Annotated in this window: 14 protein-coding genes; 9 read left to right on the top strand and 5 right to left on the bottom strand. The window is 66.1% G+C overall.

Translation table 11 applies throughout. The annotated features are described in order from the left end of the window. The first annotated feature begins 36 nt into the window (after positions 1-36). Both G5S35_RS24500 and tehA read left to right on the top strand, forming a co-directional pair. Positions 37-1,182, top strand: a complete 1,146-nt coding sequence (locus G5S35_RS24500) for an Ig-like domain-containing protein (RefSeq protein ID WP_183039812.1) — start codon at positions 37-39, stop codon at positions 1,180-1,182. Between the two features lie 151 nt (positions 1,183-1,333). Next, complete coding sequence (tehA, locus tag G5S35_RS24495; RefSeq protein ID WP_074985281.1) at positions 1,334-2,341, top strand: dicarboxylate transporter/tellurite-resistance protein TehA; 1,008 nt, start codon at positions 1,334-1,336, stop codon at positions 2,339-2,341. Positions 2,342-2,408: 67 nt separating this feature from the next. Here tehA and G5S35_RS24490 read toward each other — a convergent pair whose 3' ends face one another. After that, positions 2,409-3,575: a mandelate racemase/muconate lactonizing enzyme family protein gene (locus G5S35_RS24490; RefSeq protein WP_183039811.1), complete on the bottom strand. Its 1,167-nt coding sequence runs from the start codon at positions 3,573-3,575 to the stop codon at positions 2,409-2,411. A gap of 136 nt (positions 3,576-3,711) precedes the next feature. On the opposite strand from G5S35_RS24490, the gene G5S35_RS24485 reads away from it, so the two are divergent. The 3 genes from G5S35_RS24485 (at position 3,712) to G5S35_RS24475 (ending at position 6,818) form a co-directional block, all read left to right on the top strand. Continuing rightward, positions 3,712-4,695, top strand: a complete 984-nt coding sequence (locus G5S35_RS24485) for a LysR family transcriptional regulator (protein ID WP_074985278.1) — start codon at positions 3,712-3,714, stop codon at positions 4,693-4,695. 273 nt (positions 4,696-4,968) lie between these two features. After that, complete coding sequence (locus tag G5S35_RS24480; protein ID WP_065059699.1) at positions 4,969-6,195, top strand: MFS transporter; 1,227 nt, start codon at positions 4,969-4,971, stop codon at positions 6,193-6,195. A gap of 137 nt (positions 6,196-6,332) precedes the next feature. Then, positions 6,333-6,818 carry a hypothetical protein gene (locus G5S35_RS24475; RefSeq protein ID WP_183039810.1) on the top strand — a complete coding sequence of 162 codons (486 nt, stop codon included), beginning with the start codon at positions 6,333-6,335 and terminating at the stop codon, positions 6,816-6,818. 23 nt (positions 6,819-6,841) lie between these two features. Here G5S35_RS24475 and G5S35_RS24470 read toward each other — a convergent pair whose 3' ends face one another. After that, a complete protein-coding gene (locus tag G5S35_RS24470) occupies positions 6,842-7,582 on the bottom strand; it encodes an SDR family oxidoreductase (protein ID WP_183039809.1) in 741 nt (246 codons plus the stop codon). 57 nt (positions 7,583-7,639) lie between these two features. Then, entirely contained in the window at positions 7,640-8,623 is a 984-nt protein-coding gene (locus G5S35_RS24465) for an aldo/keto reductase (protein WP_183039808.1), read from the bottom strand. A gap of 127 nt (positions 8,624-8,750) precedes the next feature. Here G5S35_RS24465 and G5S35_RS24460 point away from each other — a divergent pair, with 127 nt between their 5' ends. After that, positions 8,751-9,644, top strand: coding sequence for a LysR family transcriptional regulator (locus G5S35_RS24460; protein WP_065059695.1), 894 nt, complete (start codon positions 8,751-8,753; stop codon positions 9,642-9,644). 115 nt (positions 9,645-9,759) lie between these two features. Here the strand turns inward: G5S35_RS24460 and G5S35_RS24455 are convergent, their stop codons facing one another. Beyond that, the gene (locus G5S35_RS24455; RefSeq protein ID WP_065059842.1) at positions 9,760-10,656 is read right to left on the bottom strand and encodes a LysR family transcriptional regulator; all 897 of its coding nucleotides are present in this window, start codon (positions 10,654-10,656) and stop codon (positions 9,760-9,762) included. A 126-nt stretch (positions 10,657-10,782) separates the two neighbouring features. Between G5S35_RS24455 and G5S35_RS24450 the strand changes: the two genes are divergently transcribed. The 3 genes from G5S35_RS24450 to G5S35_RS24440 all read left to right on the top strand — a co-directional run bounded on the left by G5S35_RS24450 (position 10,783) and on the right by G5S35_RS24440 (position 14,306). Then, a complete protein-coding gene (locus G5S35_RS24450) occupies positions 10,783-11,841 on the top strand; it encodes an alkene reductase (RefSeq protein ID WP_183039807.1) in 1,059 nt (352 codons plus the stop codon). A gap of 433 nt (positions 11,842-12,274) precedes the next feature. After that, on the top strand, positions 12,275-13,015 hold the full coding sequence (locus tag G5S35_RS24445; protein ID WP_074985268.1) for a response regulator: 741 nt from the start codon (positions 12,275-12,277) through the stop codon (positions 13,013-13,015). Beyond that, positions 12,990-14,306, top strand: coding sequence for an ATP-binding protein (locus tag G5S35_RS24440; protein ID WP_183039806.1), 1,317 nt, complete (start codon positions 12,990-12,992; stop codon positions 14,304-14,306). Before G5S35_RS24445 ends, G5S35_RS24440 begins: the two co-directional genes overlap by 26 nt. Here the strand turns inward: G5S35_RS24440 and G5S35_RS24435 are convergent. Next, positions 14,285-15,001 (bottom strand): TetR family transcriptional regulator, encoded by a 717-nt coding sequence (locus G5S35_RS24435; RefSeq protein ID WP_183039805.1) that lies wholly within the window; start codon positions 14,999-15,001, stop codon positions 14,285-14,287. The genes G5S35_RS24440 and G5S35_RS24435 overlap by 22 nt on opposite strands. Positions 15,002-15,291: the final 290 nt, after the last annotated feature.

The following is a 15,291-nucleotide window of genomic DNA, read 5'->3' as shown; positions in this document are numbered from 1 at the left end:
AGCCGGGTTGTGAGGGCGGCGCTGCTCGGCGCCGCGATGGTGTCCCTCAACGCGTGCGGCGGCGGCACGCCGGGCGACACCGCCACGACCAGCGCCACTGCCAGCACCGCCGTCACCACGAGCCTGAGCGTCACGCCCACCACGCTCGCGCTGGTGGTCGGCAAATCGGCGGCGGCGCAGGCGACCGTGCTGCCCGCGAGCAGCACGATCGCGTGGTCGAGCGGCGACACGTCGATTGCCACGGTTTCGTCGGCGGGCGCGGTGAGTTGCGTGGCAGCGGGCGCGGCCACGATCAGCGTGAGCACGACCGACGGTCACACGGCCACGATCGCCGTGACCTGCGCGAAGCCCTTTTCGATCTACGAGTTCCTGAAGCTCAAACAGTATCAGGACGCGAGCGGCACGCACTCGATCACCGATGCGTGGTTCGAGAGCGAGCGCATCGCGCCGCTCAACCTGATCTATTCGAGCAAGCTCGTGACGTGTCCGCTGTCCAGTTGCACGGACGAATACGACGTCGACAGCACCAAGATCGCGACCGCCGCCGAGGCCGCCGACAGCACCGGCAAGACGCCCGTTTCGCTCGACCTCGAAGTGTGGGACACGAAGCGCTTCTACCCGAGCGTGGCGACGGGCAACGGCCAGACCATCGTCGAGAATCTGAGCGAGGCGTTGCAATTGTTCAAGGCCGACAATCCGGGCGCCGTGGTCGGGCTTTACGGCGAAGTCCCGCAGAACACCTTCGGCTGGAGCAGTTCGACCGAGGCGACGTACAGCGCGCTCAATCCGCAATATGCGAGCGTGGCCGCGCTGGTCGATTACTACAGCCCGTCGCTGTACAACTACAACTACGACGGCACCGCGACCGGCGACGCCAACTGGAGTTCGGCCGCGAGCTTCGCCGTGTCCCAGTCGCGCGCGTTCGACACGCTCAACGGCACGTCGAAAAAAGTGCTGCCGTACATCACGCCGGTCTGGACCGACAGCGCGGGCGCGGAACATCTGCTCACCTACGACCAGATGACCTTCCGTCTCGACGCGTTGCGCGCGGCGGGCGCGGACGGCTGCATCCTGTGGATTTCGAGCAGTCAGGTCGATCCGTCGACGGGCGCGCTGCTCGTCATCGATACGACGTCGGGCTGGTTCAAGGCCGTGCTGGACTTCGCGCAGACGGCGTCGTGACGCGGCATGGCGCGCGCTTTCGGCGCGGATTTCGACGCTTGAGACGATCGGGCATATTCCTGAGCGCCCCCGGCATTCGCACCAGACGCCCGCGCGCCTAAAGTCACTCCATCGAACGACGGCATCCGCCGTCTCAAGTCTGGAGTGGGTCATGAACGCATGGATCACCAAGCATGAACCGATGCCGGCGGGCTTTTTCGGCATCGCAGTGGGCGCGCTGGCGCTGGCGGGCGCGTGGCGCGTCGCGGCGAAGCTTTGGGAAGTGCCGACGGTGGCGGCGCAGGTGCTGACCGTCGCCGCGCTCGTGGTGTGGGGCGCGATCACGGCAATGTATGCAATCAAGTGGATCGCGCACCGCGAGGCCGCGCGCAAGGAGTGGGCGCACGAAGTGCAGTCGTCGTTCGTCGCGCTCGGCCCGGTTTCGGCGATGCTGGCGGCGCAGGCGATCAAGCTCTGGTCGCCCGACCTCGCGCTGGCCTTGTTCGCGGTGGGCGCGGTCGCACAACTCGGCGTCGGTGTGATGCTGCACGGACGGCTCTGGCAGGGCGCGCGCAATGCGGAACTCGTCACGCCGGCGATCTATCTGCCGACCGTCGCGCCGGGCTTCGTGGCCGCGACCACGGCCGCCGCTTTCGGTCTGCCCGAACTCGCGATGCTGTTCTTCGGTGCGGGTGCGCTCTCGTGGCTCGCGATCGAATCGATGCTGCTCAACCGCGCCGCGCATGCCGCCCCGACGGCGCCCGCGCTGCGCCCTGGCTTCGGCGTGCAACTCGCGCCGCCGGTGGTCGGCGGCGTGGCGTGGATGGCGATTACCGGCACGGCGGCACATACGGGTTTGACGACGGGGCTGACCGGCACGACGGGTTTGATCGCTTACGCGCTGCTCGGCTACGGTCTGTATCAGGCGCTTCTGCTGCTGCGTCTGCTGCCGTGGATCCGTGCGCAAGCCTTCGCGCCGTCGTACTGGGCCTTCAGCTTCGGCACGGCCGCGCTGCCCACGCTGGCGATGCTGATCGCGCAAGGCGGCGCACCGCACTGGGAACACGAACTGGCGTTCGTGCTGTTCGCGGCCTCGAACCTGGTGATCGGCCTGTTGTTCTTCAAGACGGCCGCACTGCTGTGGGACGGCAAGCTGCTGCCGGCGCGCGCGGTGTCCTGATCGAGCGACACGTCATGCAAAAAAGCCTCACATTCGTGAGGCTTTTTTTCGTTAAACGCGCGCTTGTTCAGGCGGGCAGCTTCTGCATTTGCGCGTAGAGATCGGCCTTGCCCTCGAAGCCGATGCCTGGCAGATCCGGCATCGTGATGAAACCGTTCTCGACCTTCACGCCGTCGGGGAAGCCACCGAACGGCTGGAACAGATCCGGATACGACTCGTTGCCGCCCAGCCCGAGACCCGCCGCGATATTCAGCGACATCTGATGGCCGCCGTGCGGAATACAGCGGCTGCGCGACCAGCCATGCTGATGCAGCATGTCGAGCGTGCGCAGATATTCGACGAGACCATAGCTCAGCGCGCAATCGAATTGCAGCCAGTCGCGGTCCGCGCGCATGCCGCCGTAGCGGATCAGATTGCGCGCGTCCTGCATCGAGAACAGATTCTCGCCGGTCGCCATCGGCTTGTCGTAGTAGTTGCGCAGCGCGGCCTGCAATTCGAAGTCGAGCGGATCGCCCGCTTCCTCGTACCAGAACAGGTCGTATTGCGAGAGCGCCTTCGCGTACTGGATCGCGGTGTCGAGATCGAAGCGGCCGTTCGCATCGACCGCGAGTTTCTGGCCGTCGCCGAGCACGCTCAGAATCGAGTCGATGCGGCGCAGGTCCTCGTCGAGCGACGCGCCGCCAATCTTCTTCTTCACCACCGTGTAGCCGCGATCGAGATAGCTGCGCATCTCGTCCTTGAGCTTGTCGTGATTCTGGCCGGGATAGTAATAGCCGCCCGCCGCATAGACGAACACCTTGCGGTTCGGCTCGCCGTTGCCGTAGCGGTCGGCGAGCAGTTGAAAGAGCGGCTTGCCCGCGATCTTCGCCACCGCGTCCCACACGGCCATGTCGATCGTGCCGATCGCCACCGAGCGCTCGCCGTGGCCGCCGGGCTTCTCGTTGGTGAACATCGTCGCCCAGATTTTGTGCGGGTCGAGATTGTCGCCCGCGTCGTTGACGAGCGAGGCGGGATCGGCTTCGAGCAGGCGCGGAATGAAGCGCTCGCGCATGAGCTTGCCCTGACCGTAACGGCCATTCGAATTGAAACCGTAGCCGACGACCGGCTTGCCGTCGCGGATCACGTCGGTGATGACGGCGACGAGGCTCAGCGTCATCTTGCTGAAGTCGATATAGGCGTTGCGGATCGGCGAACTGATCGGCAGCGTTTGCTCGCGAATCTCGACGATTCTCATGAGGCGGTCTCCTGGATGGATGCGTGGGCGCGCAATGTGGGTTGAGCGGGTCAAGTAGCGTGGTGCAATGGGAAGTAGCATAGCCGTCGCCGGGCCGCCTATACTTCACCTCAATTCATTTCATTCTTTACCCAAAGTGAGAACTGATTCGACTTCCGACTTCGCGTTCTTCGTGCAGCTGGCGCGGCTCAAGAGTCTCTCGGGCGCGGCGCGCTCGATCGGCATCACGCCGCCGGCGGCGACCAAGCGGCTCGGGATCCTCGAAGAACGCTTCGGCACGCGGCTCGTCAACCGCACCACGCGCAGCGTGAGCCTGACACCGGAAGGCGAGACCTTCGCGCGTTACGCCGCGCAGATTCTCGACCAGGTGCGCGAGATGGAGGACGCGATGGCCGGTTCGCCCGCCGATCCGCACGGACGCCTGCGCATCAACGCGACGCTGGGTTTCGGGCGCACCACGATTGCGCCGCTGGTGTCGGAGTTCGCGCGGCGCTATCCGCGTGTCGATATCCAGTTCGAGGTGACGGACCGGCCCGTCGATCTGGTCGAAGGCGCGTTCGATATGGCGATCCGTTTCGGCGAGTTGCCGGACCAGCGTCTGCGCGCGCGACGCTTGATGAGCAACCGGCGCTTTCTGTGCGCATCGCCGAAATATCTGGAACGGCATGGCGTGCCGCGGCGCAAGGAAGATCTGGTCGATCACCGCTGCATCATTCACACGCAGAACGACGACGCGTCGGGCGTCTGGCGCTTCATGCAGGCGGATCATCTGGAAGCCTTGAAGGTGAGCGGCGCGCTGTCCAGCAACGATGGCGATATCGTGCTGCGATGGGCGCTCGACGGCCACGGCATTCTGATCCGCTCGGAATGGGATCTCGCGAAATACATCCAGAGCGGACGGCTCAAACTCGTGCTGCCCGAGGTGGTGCTGCCGTCCGCCGATCTGTACGTCTACTATCCGGGCCAGCGCAACGAGTCGCCGCGCGCGCGGGCCTTCATCGACTTTCTCGTCAAGCATTTCGAAGCGCCGTTCGTGCCCGTGGACGTGAGCCAGGCCGCGCCGGAAGGCAAGACGGTGCGCAAACCGGCGCGTAAAAACGCGGGCAGGGCGAAGCGCTGAATGCACGCGGGGAAGTCGGGCGTGCAGCTTACGCGCGGCTTCCAGTGTTGGCTGACTCGCGCTAACATTCGCGTTTGCGTTGGTTTGTGCGTTTTTGCGTTTGTGCGTTCGTGAACCGCGACGGCCGCTTCGCTGCACGCGATGTGTCCCTGTCGTTGGACTGTGCCGGCGTTCGTGCTGGATTCATCGGCGCCGTTCATTGCGAGGCGTCCGCCTCCCGCTCCCCTCATCCATCGTCGGCTGAATGCGGTTCGTTCGGCCGGCTGGCGCTTTATGTCTGAAATCGATTCTCCGCTTCGTCAATCCGCCCCCGATACCTCGCGCGATGCATGGCCCGCCGTGGCCTCGCTCGCGCTCGGTTCGTTCGCTTCGGTGACCACCGAGTTTCTGCCGGTCGGCGTCTTGCCGGATGTGGTGAAATCGTTCGGCGTGAGCGCCGGACACGGCGGTCTGATGATGACGCTGCCGGGCCTGTTCGCCGCGCTGGCCGCGCCGGGCGTGCTGCTCGTCGGCAAGCGGATCGACCGGCGCACGCTGTTGCTGGCGCTTTCGGTGCTGCTGCTGGCGTCGGCGCTCACGTCGGCGGTGTCGACGCAATTCGGCTGGATGCTGCTCGGACGCGCAATGGTCGGCGCCAGTCTCGGCGCGTTCTGGTCGATGGCGCTGGCGGTCGCCGGGCGGCTGGTGCGCGCGGATCACGTGCATTACGCGGCGGCGGCAGTGTTCGGCGGCGCGACGACGGCGATGATCGTGGGCGTGCCGTTCGGTACCTTCGTCGCGGATCTGACCTCGTGGCGCGGCGCGTTTCTCGCGGCGGCCGCGCTCTCGGCCATCGCCCTGATCGTGCAGATCGTTGCGCTGCCCGCGCTTGCGGCCACGTCCTCGGCGACGCCCGGCGCGGCGCGCCTGCTGGCCTTCGCGCGCAACCGCATGGCCCAGCGCAGCATGGCCACGATCACGCTGCTGTTCGCCGCGCACTTCGGCACCTACACGTTTCTCGTGCCGCTGCTCAACGAAGCCGGATTCGCGGGTAAGGACGCGACGTGGGTGCTGCTCGCGTACGGCGCGTTCGGTTTCCTCTCGAATGCGCTCGCGAGCCGCTACGTGGCGCGCAGCCTGCGTCACACGCTGCTCGGCGCGACTGTGCTGATGGCCGTCACGCTGCTGGCGCTGCCCGCGGCGACGGGCCTGCGCGGCGCGGTGCTCGCGCTGGTCGCGCTGTGGGGCGTGGCGTGGGGCGCGCTGCCGCTCGCGCTGAACATGTGGCATCGGCAGATTCGCGATATCGAGGACGAGACGGTGTCCGCGATGTTCACGCTCACGACTCAGGTCGGCATCGGCTGCGGCACGGTGCTGGCGGGCTATATCGTCGATGCGCGCGGTCTGGGCGCGAACTACGTCACGGGCGCGGCGGTGGCGGCGCTGGCCGTGCTGGTGATCGTGCTGCTGCCGGTGAAAGGGACGGTTGAAGCGCCGGTGAAAAGGGCTGAATCAGCGTGAGTTGGCGCAATAAAACAGGGCGTCATCCCGCCCGAAGGCTTGCCCTCGATGCTCAGGGAAAACCCGCACTTCAAGCGCGCCCGTAAAGGTCGATATCGCAGCTATCCCACTCATTCGACCACGCCGGGGAGCCGCCGATGAAGCTACGTTTGTTGATTGCCGCGACGCTGTGTGCGGCCACGTGCGCGGGCGCGACGTCGGCGTTCGCGGATAGCGCGACGCCACTGTCCGCGATCTCCGCAGTCTCCGTATCGAGCGACGACGACAGCGCCGCCGTCTTCGCGCCGGTGAAACTCACCGCGGTGCAGAACACGGCAGGCAACGCGGATCTCGCTGCGCAATCGGCCTCCGTGGGCGCGGACGTGCTGCGCGGCGCGACCGGCAACGCGGGCGTGAACCTCGTCGCCGGGGCGTTCAATGTGCAGGCCAATCAGATCGCGCTCGTCGGCACGTCGCGCGCGGAAATCGTCTCGCAGCAGACCGTGCAGGGCACCGCGCACATGACGGGCAGCGGCACGGCCGCACTCGGCGCGGGCGCGCTCGCCAACGTCAGCGGCAATATCGGCATCAATATCGCGGCGGGCGCGGGCAACGCGCAGTACAACGGCATGGTCGTGCACTGAGGCACGCCGCGCTACACCACGCTTCAGACCTCCTGCGCCGTCGGCCGGAACAGGATCTCGTTGACGTCGACGTCGTCGGGCTGCTCGATCGCGAAGGCGACCATGCGCGCGAAGCTGTCGGCGGGAATCGCGAACTTCTCGTAGAAGTCGGCGATCCCGGCCGCCACATCGGCCTCCGTCACGCTCTGCGGCAACTCCGATTGCACCGCGCCCGGCGAGATGATCGTCGTGCGGATGTTGTGCGGTTTCACTTCCTGGCGCAGCCCTTCGGAGAGCACGCGCACCGCCGTTTTCGTCGCGCAATACACGGCGTTGTTCTTGCCGACCTTGTGCCCCGCGACCGACGACACGTTGATGATATGACCGCTCTTTTGCCGCGTCATAGGCGGCAGCGCGGCGGCGATGCCGTACAGCACGCCCTTGATGTTCACGTCGATCATGCGATCCCAGTCCGCGATTTTGCCGCGTTCGAGCGGCGAATGCGGCATCAGACCGGCGTTGTTGATCAACACGTCGATACGGCCATGCGTGGCAACTGCGTGATCGACGAGCGCCTGAACCTGGCTCGCATCGGTGACATCGGTTTCGACGGCGGCGTTCTCCGGCAACCCGATTTCGGCGGCCAGCGCCACGAGGCGATCGACGCGCCGCGCGCCGAGCACGAGCTTCGCGCCGGCGGCGGCGAGACGGCGCACGGCGGCTTCGCCGAGCCCGCTGCTCGCGCCTGTGATGACGATGACTTTTCCTGCGATATTGTCCGACATAGTGATCCTTTAAACGGGTGGCGGGCGCGGGCGATCCTCAGCCGCGCGCCCGGCCGCTTACTTGCCGACGCGCGCCTGCAAATGCGCCGGATAGCGGTCGCCCTGCACGGCGATGTTCGCGAACGCCGTTTCAATGTCGCGCAGATTTTCAGCGGTCAATTCGATGGCCGCCGCGCCGACGTTTTCTTCCATTCGATGCATCTTGGTCGTGCCCGGAATCGGCGCGACCCACGGCTTTTGCGCGAGCAGCCAGGCGAGCGCGATTTGCGCGGGCGTCGCGTTCAGGTCCGTGGCGATCTGCTTGAGCACATCGACGAGCGCTTGATTGGCGCGGCGGTTTTCCTCCGAAAAACGCGGCACGACGTTACGGAAATCCGTTTTGTCGAAGCTCGTCGTCGCGTCGATCGCGCCGGTCAGAAAGCCTTTGCCGAGCGGACTGAACGGCACGAAACCAATGCCGAGTTCGTCGAGCAGCGGCAGAATCTCCTGCTCGGGCGCGCGCCACCACAGCGAATATTCGCTTTGCAGCGCCGCGACCGGCTGCACGGCATGGGCACGGCGAATCGACTGCGCGCCCGCTTCCGACATGCCGAAATGCTTGACCTTGCCTTGCGCGATCAGCTCCTTCACCGCGCCCGCGACGTCTTCCAGCGGCACGTCCGGATCGACGCGATGCTGATACAGCAGATCGATGCGATCGGTGCGCAGCCGCTTGAGCGCGGCGTCGGTCACGGCGCGGATGTTGTCGGGCTTGCTGTTGACGCCTTTCTGCACGTCGCCGCCTTCGAAGCCGAATTTGGTCGCGATCACCACCTCGTCGCGAACCGGCGCGAGCGCCTCGCCGAGCAATGCCTCGTTCGCGCCTTGCGCGTAGGCTTCGGCGGTGTCGAAGAAGGTTACGCCGCGCTCGAACGCGGCGCGGATCAGCTTGATGGCGTCGGCCTTGTCGGTGGCGGGGCCGTAGCCGTAGCTCAGGCCCATGCAGCCCAGACCGATCGCGGACACTTCGAGCCCGCTCTTCCCGAGAATACGTTTTTTCATCGTCGACTCCTTATGCGTTGAGTTGCCGTCGCGACTCCGACAGCGGCACGACGATCAATGTAGCAGCGCGGCGTCTTGCGATTAAGCGCTAGAATCGGGATGAAGTTAGAAGCTGGGCTTATTAATCATGGCGCGTTCCGATCTTGCCGATATCACCGCATTTCTCGCCGTGGCGCGCGAGGGCAGCTTCACGAAAGCGGCCGCGCAACTGGGCGTCTCGCAGTCGGCGCTGAGCCAGACCGTGCGCAATCTGGAGGCGCGTCTGGGCTTGCGGCTGCTTGCGCGCACGACGCGCAACGTCTCGCCGACCGAAGCGGGCGAACGGCTGATCCAGTCGGTCGGTCCGCGGCTGGACGAAGTCGAGGCCGAACTGGCCGCGTTGACGGCGCTGCGCGAGAAACCGGCGGGCATCGTGCGCATCGCGGCGGGCGAGCACGCGGCGGAATCGCTGCTGTGGCCCGCCATCGAAAAGCTGCTGCCTGCGTATCCGGACATCACGATCGAACTTGTGATCGACAACGGGCTGACCGATATCGTCGAGCAGCGGCTCGATGCGGGCGTGCGGCTCGGCGAGCAGGTCGCGCGCGATATGGTCGCCGTGCGCATCGGGCCGGACATCCGGATGGCCGTGGTCGGTACGCCGGCGTATTTCGCGCGCCATCCGAAGCCGAAAACGCCGCAGGATCTGACCGCGCATAACTGCGTGAACATCCGCATGCCGACCGCCGGGAGCCTCTACGCGTGGGAGTTCGAAAAGGCCGGGCGCGCGCTCAAGGTGCGTGTGGAAGGCCGGCTGATCTTCAATACGGCGACGCTGGCGGTGCGCGCCGCGCTTGCGGGCGCGGGACTCGCGTGCGTGCCCGAGGCGCGCGTGCTGGCGCATATCGAGCGCGGCGAACTGCTGCGCGTGCTGAGCGACTGGTGCGCGCCGTTTCCTGGTTTCTATCTGTATTACCCGAGCCGACGGCAGCCGACACCGGCGTTTACGGTTGTCGCCGATGCGTTGCGGGGCGGGGTGTAGGTGAATGGGCTGGCGCGCAGCGGCGGTGATCACGACCGAGGATGCACGCGCGCAACACCTCGCCGAAGTGTGCAAAGTGATCTTCGCGTCTTGCAAGCAAGCGTGAATGCGGCGTTCAGGCGCGCTGCGTTTGCTCGGCCAGTCGCGCTTGCAGGAACTCGATAAACCGCTGCGTTTTCGCGGGCAGCAAGCGTGTTTCCGTCATCGCGTAGATCGGCGTGGGTGTGCCGTGCCACTGCGGCATGACGGGCACCAGCGCGCCAATCGCGAGATCGTCGGCGACCACTTCGCGCGGCACCAGCACGATGCCCCGATCGAGCGTGGCGAGGCGGCGAATCATCCCCACGCTGTTGAGCGCATAGCGTCCGCCGACCGGCACCGTGACCGCGCGTTTGCGCTGACCGTCGTGCAGCGTCCATGAAGCAGCCTTCAGGATCGTCAGACATTCGTGCCGTTCGAGATCGGCGGGTTTCTCCGGCACGCCTGAACGTTTCAGATACGCGGGCGACGCAAACAGCGAGGGCGTGAGCGTTGCCAGCAAACGCGCGATCAACTGCGAGTTTTCCGATTCGCCGATACGGATCGCCACGTCGAACGGCTCGCTCACGAGATCGACGCGGCGCGGCGTGAGATCGAGATCGAAACCGATGCCCGGATATCGCTCGCCGAACTCCACGACAAGCGGCGCGAGATAGGTCACGCCGAAATCCACCGGCAGCGAGACGCGCAGCGTGCCGCTGGGCTGTGCGAGCAGCGTGCCGAGCTGGGCGTGCGCGAGCCGCGCCTCGTCGACGATGCGCTTGCAGCGCTCAAAATAGATCTGCCCGGCTTCGGTCAGCTCGATCTTGCGCGTCGTGCGATGCAGCAGCCGCAGCCCGATGTGCTTCTCCAGCGCGCTGATGCGCCGCGAGAGCGTGGAGTTCGGGATGCCCAGTGCGTCGGCGGCGTGGCGAAAGCCCTTGGCCTTTACGACCTCGACGAAGAGGGCCATGTCATTGAGGTAATCGTCCATCTTCATTGCTCCATGAGTGGATCAATGATATCCGATTAGCCGTCTTTATCTTCCTCATGAAGCAGCCGATGATGGCGCCATCGCAGGTCCGAACCGTCTGCGTTCAACCCATTCGAGGAGCTGGTCATGAAGCAATTGTTCGATTCCGTCCGCGTCGGCCGTCATGCGCTGCGCAACCGCCTGGTCATGGCGCCGATGACGCGTTCGCGCGCCCAGTTCGACGGCACGCCGGGCGATCTCGCCGCGACTTACTATGCGCAGCGCGCGAGCGTCGGCCTGATCGTCACCGAAGGCACGCAGCCGTGCGCCGACGGCCAGGGCTATCTGACCACGCCGGGCATCTACACCGATGCGCACGTGGCCGGCTGGAAGCGGGTCGTGGACGCGGTGCACGCGAAAGGCGGCCGCCTGTTCATTCAGCTGATGCACGCGGGGCGCATGTCGCATCCGGATAACACGCCGCATCATCGCGCCGGTGTCGCGCCGTCCGCCATCGCGCCGGGCTCCGGCATATTCACGGCGAAGGGCATGCAGGACATTCCGGTGCCGCGCGCGCTTTCGACCGAGGAAGTCCGCGCCACGGTCGCCGACTTCGCGCATGCGGCGCGCCGTGCGATCGAAGCGGGCGCGGACGGCGTGGAGATTCACGGCGCGAATGCCTATCTCGTGCAGCAGTTTCTCGCGCCGAGCGCGAACGTGCGGACCGATGAATACGGCGGTTCGATCGAGAATCGCGCGCGCTTTGCGATCGAGGTCGCGACGGCCATCGCGAAGGAGATTGGCGCGGACCGCACGGCGATCCGTCTGTCGCCGGGCATGGCGCTGTGGGGCATCGACGAGGGCGAGCAAGGTCCCGCGTTGTACCGCTATCTGGTGACGGCGCTCGACAAACTGGGCCTCGCGTATCTTCACATCGCGCATCAGGGCGATGAGGCGTTGCTCGCTGATATTCGCGCGCGCTGGACCGGCACGCTGATGGTGAACCGCGCGGGGCGTGCGCGGGAGCAGGTGGGCGCCGACGTGGCGTCGGGTGTGGCCGATCTCGAATCGTACGGCGCGATGGTGCTGGCGAATCCGGATTTCGTCGAGCGCATCAAGACCGACGCGCCGATGAACGAGCCGCGCCGCGAAGGTTTCTTTGGCGGGACGGCGCAGTTCTATACCGACTATCCGACGCTTGGCTGAGCGCAGGCGCCAAGGTTAATGAGCAGAACCGTGAGGCCGGGAAGCGGAACGGTTCTGCCGCCGCGAATTCGACGCCGATGAAGGTCGTGCCGGACCAGCCGCTGGTGACTTCCTGTGAAGGCGACGGCTGCATGATGCAGGCGAAATTCGCGCGGCCTTTTGCCTGACTGATATTCTTCAGGCAAAGGCCGTTGCGAACCGGCCGTTGCGGATCACACGGTCCGCCGCGCATTCATCCCCCGCAACATCCCTCGCCGCCACATCCCCGCCAACGCAGGCACAATACCCCCATGCGCCGCGTGTCGATTCGCTTCGACACCGCACCGCGCCATTTCGCCATTCGAACCGCCACACCCTGATTTGCAAAGACCCGCCGTGACCCAGCGCCATCCTTCCGCCGCCCACTGTTGTGCTTCACCCGGAGGCGTCCACGATGTCCGATCCTGAGTTCCAGGTCCTGCTCGTCGACGATGACGAATCGCTGCGCGACCTCCTGCGCGAATTTTTCCAGCAGCGCAACATCGCGTTCTCGGTGCTGCACGACGCCACCCAGCTCGAACGCCGCCTCGAACGCGAGCGTCCCTCGGTCATCGTGCTCGACGTGATGATGCCGGGCGTCGACGGCCTCACGGCGCTCAAGCAGTTGCGCGCGAGCGGCGACCGTATTCCGGTCATCATGCTCACCGCGCGTGCCGATGGCGCCGACCGCGTGATCGGCCTCGAACTCGGCGCCGACGACTATCTCGGCAAGCCCTTCATGCCGCAGGAACTGCTCGCGCGCATTCGCGCCGTGCTGCGCCGCCAGGGCGAGCCCGATCGCGGTGCGCCCGAACGCCGCGCGCCATGCCGTTTCGGTCCGTTCGAATTGAACTTCGCCACGCGCACGCTGCTGCGCGACGGCGAGCCGGTCAAGCTCACGGGCAGCGAGTACGCGATGCTCGAAATCTTCGCGCAGCATCCGATGGAAACACTCTCGCGCGCGAAGCTGCTCGATCTCTTGCACGGGCCGGGCGCGGCCGTGACCGAGCGCGGCATCGACGTGCCGGTGTGGCGTCTGCGCCGTCTGATCGAAGTCGATCCGTCCAACCCGCGCCGCCTGCAAACCATGCGCGGCGTGGGCTATATGTTCGTTCCCGACGATGACGCCGATGAAGCTTCCCTTCCGTCCGCTTGACACGCTGTTCGGCCGCCTTTCGCTGATGATCGTCGGCCTCGTGGTGCTGGTGCATGTGATGGCGCTACTGCTGATCGACAAGGAGCGCGCGAAGATCGACGCGCAGCGCTCGCTCAACAATCTCGTGATAGCGGCGCAGGTGCGCGAGCGCGACCCGGTGCTCGCCGAACACGTCGCGGACACGCTCGGCATTCATTACGTCGGTGTGGCGCATGCGATCGAGGCGGGCTGTCCCGCGCCGTGCACGGATACGAATGGTCCGCTCGAAGAGAGTCTGCGTCCGCGTCTGGGCGAGGGCAGTCACGTCGTGGTCGAGCCGGACACCAGCAGCGTGTGGGTGCGTCAGCGCGACGCGAAATACTGGATCGTGATGCCGGGCTTCATGCCGCCGCTCAGCCGCTTCATGGGTTTTTCGGCGCTCACGCTCGTGTTCGCGATCGTCACGGCGGTGATTTTCGCGTGGCAGGTGCAGCGTCCCGTGCGCGAACTGGCGCGCGCGGCGCGCGAGTATCGCATCGGGCGCGGCGTGCATCGCGTGGCGCAGGCGGGGCCGCACGAAGTGCGCGAACTGGTCAGCGATTTCAACGACATGGTGAGTGAACTCGCCGAAAGCGAGCGCGAGCGCTCGGTCATGCTCGCGGGCATCGCGCACGATCTGCGCACGCCCATCACGCGCATGCAGTTGCGCGCCGATCTGCTCGCCACGCCGAAAGATCGCGCGGCGTTCCTGCGCGAAACGGAATCGATGTCGCGCATCGTCACGCAGTTTCTCGACTTCGCGCGCGAGAACGTCAGCGATTCGGCGTTCGTGAGCGTCGACGCGCATTGCCGCCGCGATTACGGCGCGCACGCGGGCGATTCAGCCGAATCGGGCGCAACGGCAGCAGCGGAAGACGCTGACGACGGCGCACTCGTCAAGCTCGCGCTCCACGCAGGCGACGGCTTCATGCTGCCCGCCGTCGATCTCGACCGCATGCTCTCGAACCTGATCGAAAACGCGCTCACGTATGGCGAGCCGCCGGTCGAAGTGTCGACGAAGCTCGCCGATGGCCGTTACGTGCTGCGCGTGCGCGATCACGGTGCGGGCGTGCCCGAAGCGGATCTGCATCGCGTGCAGCGTCCGTTCGTGCGGCTCGACGCGGCGCGCGGCGGCGATGCGCATTGCGGCCTCGGTCTCGCGATCGTGCGCCGCCTCGTGCGTCATCACGACGGCGCGATGGATGTCGCCAACGATCCGCGCGGCGGCTTCGTCGTGACGATGAGCTTTCCTTATCCGCGCAAGGCGGGTTGATCGGCGCTGACTGCCGACGTCGGCGCGCCACTGACGCGCGCCGGTGTCTCGCGCATCGCCGCCGGTTGATGCACGTGATCGGACACGCTCAACTGCACGCAGCACAACACCGTTTCCACCACGCGCGCGACGAGCAGATCGTCGGCGGCGGGCTGGCCGCTCGATAGCTGGCGGCAGAAGAAACCCGTGAGCGCCGAATAGATGAAGCGCGCGGACCCGAGCGCGTCGAGCGGCCCCTCGATCTCGCCGAGATGCGCGGCGTCGTCGAGCACGGCGGCGATGGTGGTTTCGGCGTGCGTGGCTGCGCTTTGCATGCGCGCGGCGAGCGGCGCGTTGCGGCGGACCGATTCGGCGTCCGCGAGCGCGATGCCGTAAAGACGGCGCGCCGAGCGATTGCCGAGCATGCGCTTGAGGCGCGCGCGCAACTCCTGCGCGAGCCAGTCCATCGGCCGCGCCGTCGCCGGCCGCGCGGGCAGATCGAAGGGCGCGAGCGACAGGTCGGGGCGCTCGAACAGCGCCTCGAATATCGCGGCCTTGCTGCGGAAATGCACGTAGATCGCGCCGCGCGTCACGCCCGCCTTGCCGGCGATTTCCTCGAGCGTGGCGGCCGCGAATCCCTTCCTGTAGAAGATCTGCTCCGCGCAATCGAGCAGCGTCTGGCGCTGCGCGAGCGATTGCTCCCTCGTCCTTCTCATATCAATCGGCCCTTCAAATTCCGTGCGTCCCGCACCGTCATGGCATCCGGCCCTCACACCCGATGGCGCGACGAAACGGCGCGAGCGCGGGCAGGACATCCGCGCAGGACATCCGGGTAGGACATCCGGGTAGGACATCCGGGTAGGACATCAATTCGCGCCGATCTTATCAACGCCCGCGCCGCGTTTGCTTAGTGAATCTTACGGAGCGTTTTTCGCGTAACCCGGCGCGCTTGCAGTTTGCGTAAATTCCGCGTGAAGCAATGGTTAAGGGATTGGTAAGCCAGCCG

The organism is Paraburkholderia tropica, from assembly GCF_014171495.1.
GTDB lineage: Bacteria > Pseudomonadota > Gammaproteobacteria > Burkholderiales > Burkholderiaceae > Paraburkholderia > Paraburkholderia tropica.
This window is presented reverse-complemented; position numbering and strand designations above follow the sequence as displayed.

What these genes read in the sequence shown, in the direction of transcription:
- G5S35_RS24435 (WP_183039805.1), bottom strand. Translation starts at nt 15,001, where the DNA reads ATGAGAAGGACGAGGGAGCAATCGCTCGCGCAGCGCCAGACGCTGCTC.
- G5S35_RS24440 (WP_183039806.1), top strand. Translation starts at nt 12,990, where the DNA reads ATGAAGCTTCCCTTCCGTCCGCTTGACACGCTGTTCGGCCGCCTTTCG.
- G5S35_RS24490 (WP_183039811.1), bottom strand. Translation starts at nt 3,575, where the DNA reads ATGAGAATCGTCGAGATTCGCGAGCAAACGCTGCCGATCAGTTCGCCG.
- G5S35_RS24475 (WP_183039810.1), top strand. Translation starts at nt 6,333, where the DNA reads ATGAAGCTACGTTTGTTGATTGCCGCGACGCTGTGTGCGGCCACGTGC.
- G5S35_RS24500 (WP_183039812.1), top strand. Translation starts at nt 37, where the DNA reads ATGGTGTCCCTCAACGCGTGCGGCGGCGGCACGCCGGGCGACACCGCC.
- tehA (WP_074985281.1), top strand. Translation starts at nt 1,334, where the DNA reads ATGAACGCATGGATCACCAAGCATGAACCGATGCCGGCGGGCTTTTTC.
- G5S35_RS24455 (WP_065059842.1), bottom strand. Translation starts at nt 10,656, where the DNA reads ATGGACGATTACCTCAATGACATGGCCCTCTTCGTCGAGGTCGTAAAG.
- G5S35_RS24480 (WP_065059699.1), top strand. Translation starts at nt 4,969, where the DNA reads ATGTCTGAAATCGATTCTCCGCTTCGTCAATCCGCCCCCGATACCTCG.
- G5S35_RS24470 (WP_183039809.1), bottom strand. Translation starts at nt 7,582, where the DNA reads ATGTCGGACAATATCGCAGGAAAAGTCATCGTCATCACAGGCGCGAGC.
- G5S35_RS24460 (WP_065059695.1), top strand. Translation starts at nt 8,751, where the DNA reads ATGGCGCGTTCCGATCTTGCCGATATCACCGCATTTCTCGCCGTGGCG.
- G5S35_RS24445 (WP_074985268.1), top strand. Translation starts at nt 12,275, where the DNA reads ATGTCCGATCCTGAGTTCCAGGTCCTGCTCGTCGACGATGACGAATCG.
- G5S35_RS24450 (WP_183039807.1), top strand. Translation starts at nt 10,783, where the DNA reads ATGAAGCAATTGTTCGATTCCGTCCGCGTCGGCCGTCATGCGCTGCGC.
- G5S35_RS24465 (WP_183039808.1), bottom strand. Translation starts at nt 8,623, where the DNA reads ATGAAAAAACGTATTCTCGGGAAGAGCGGGCTCGAAGTGTCCGCGATC.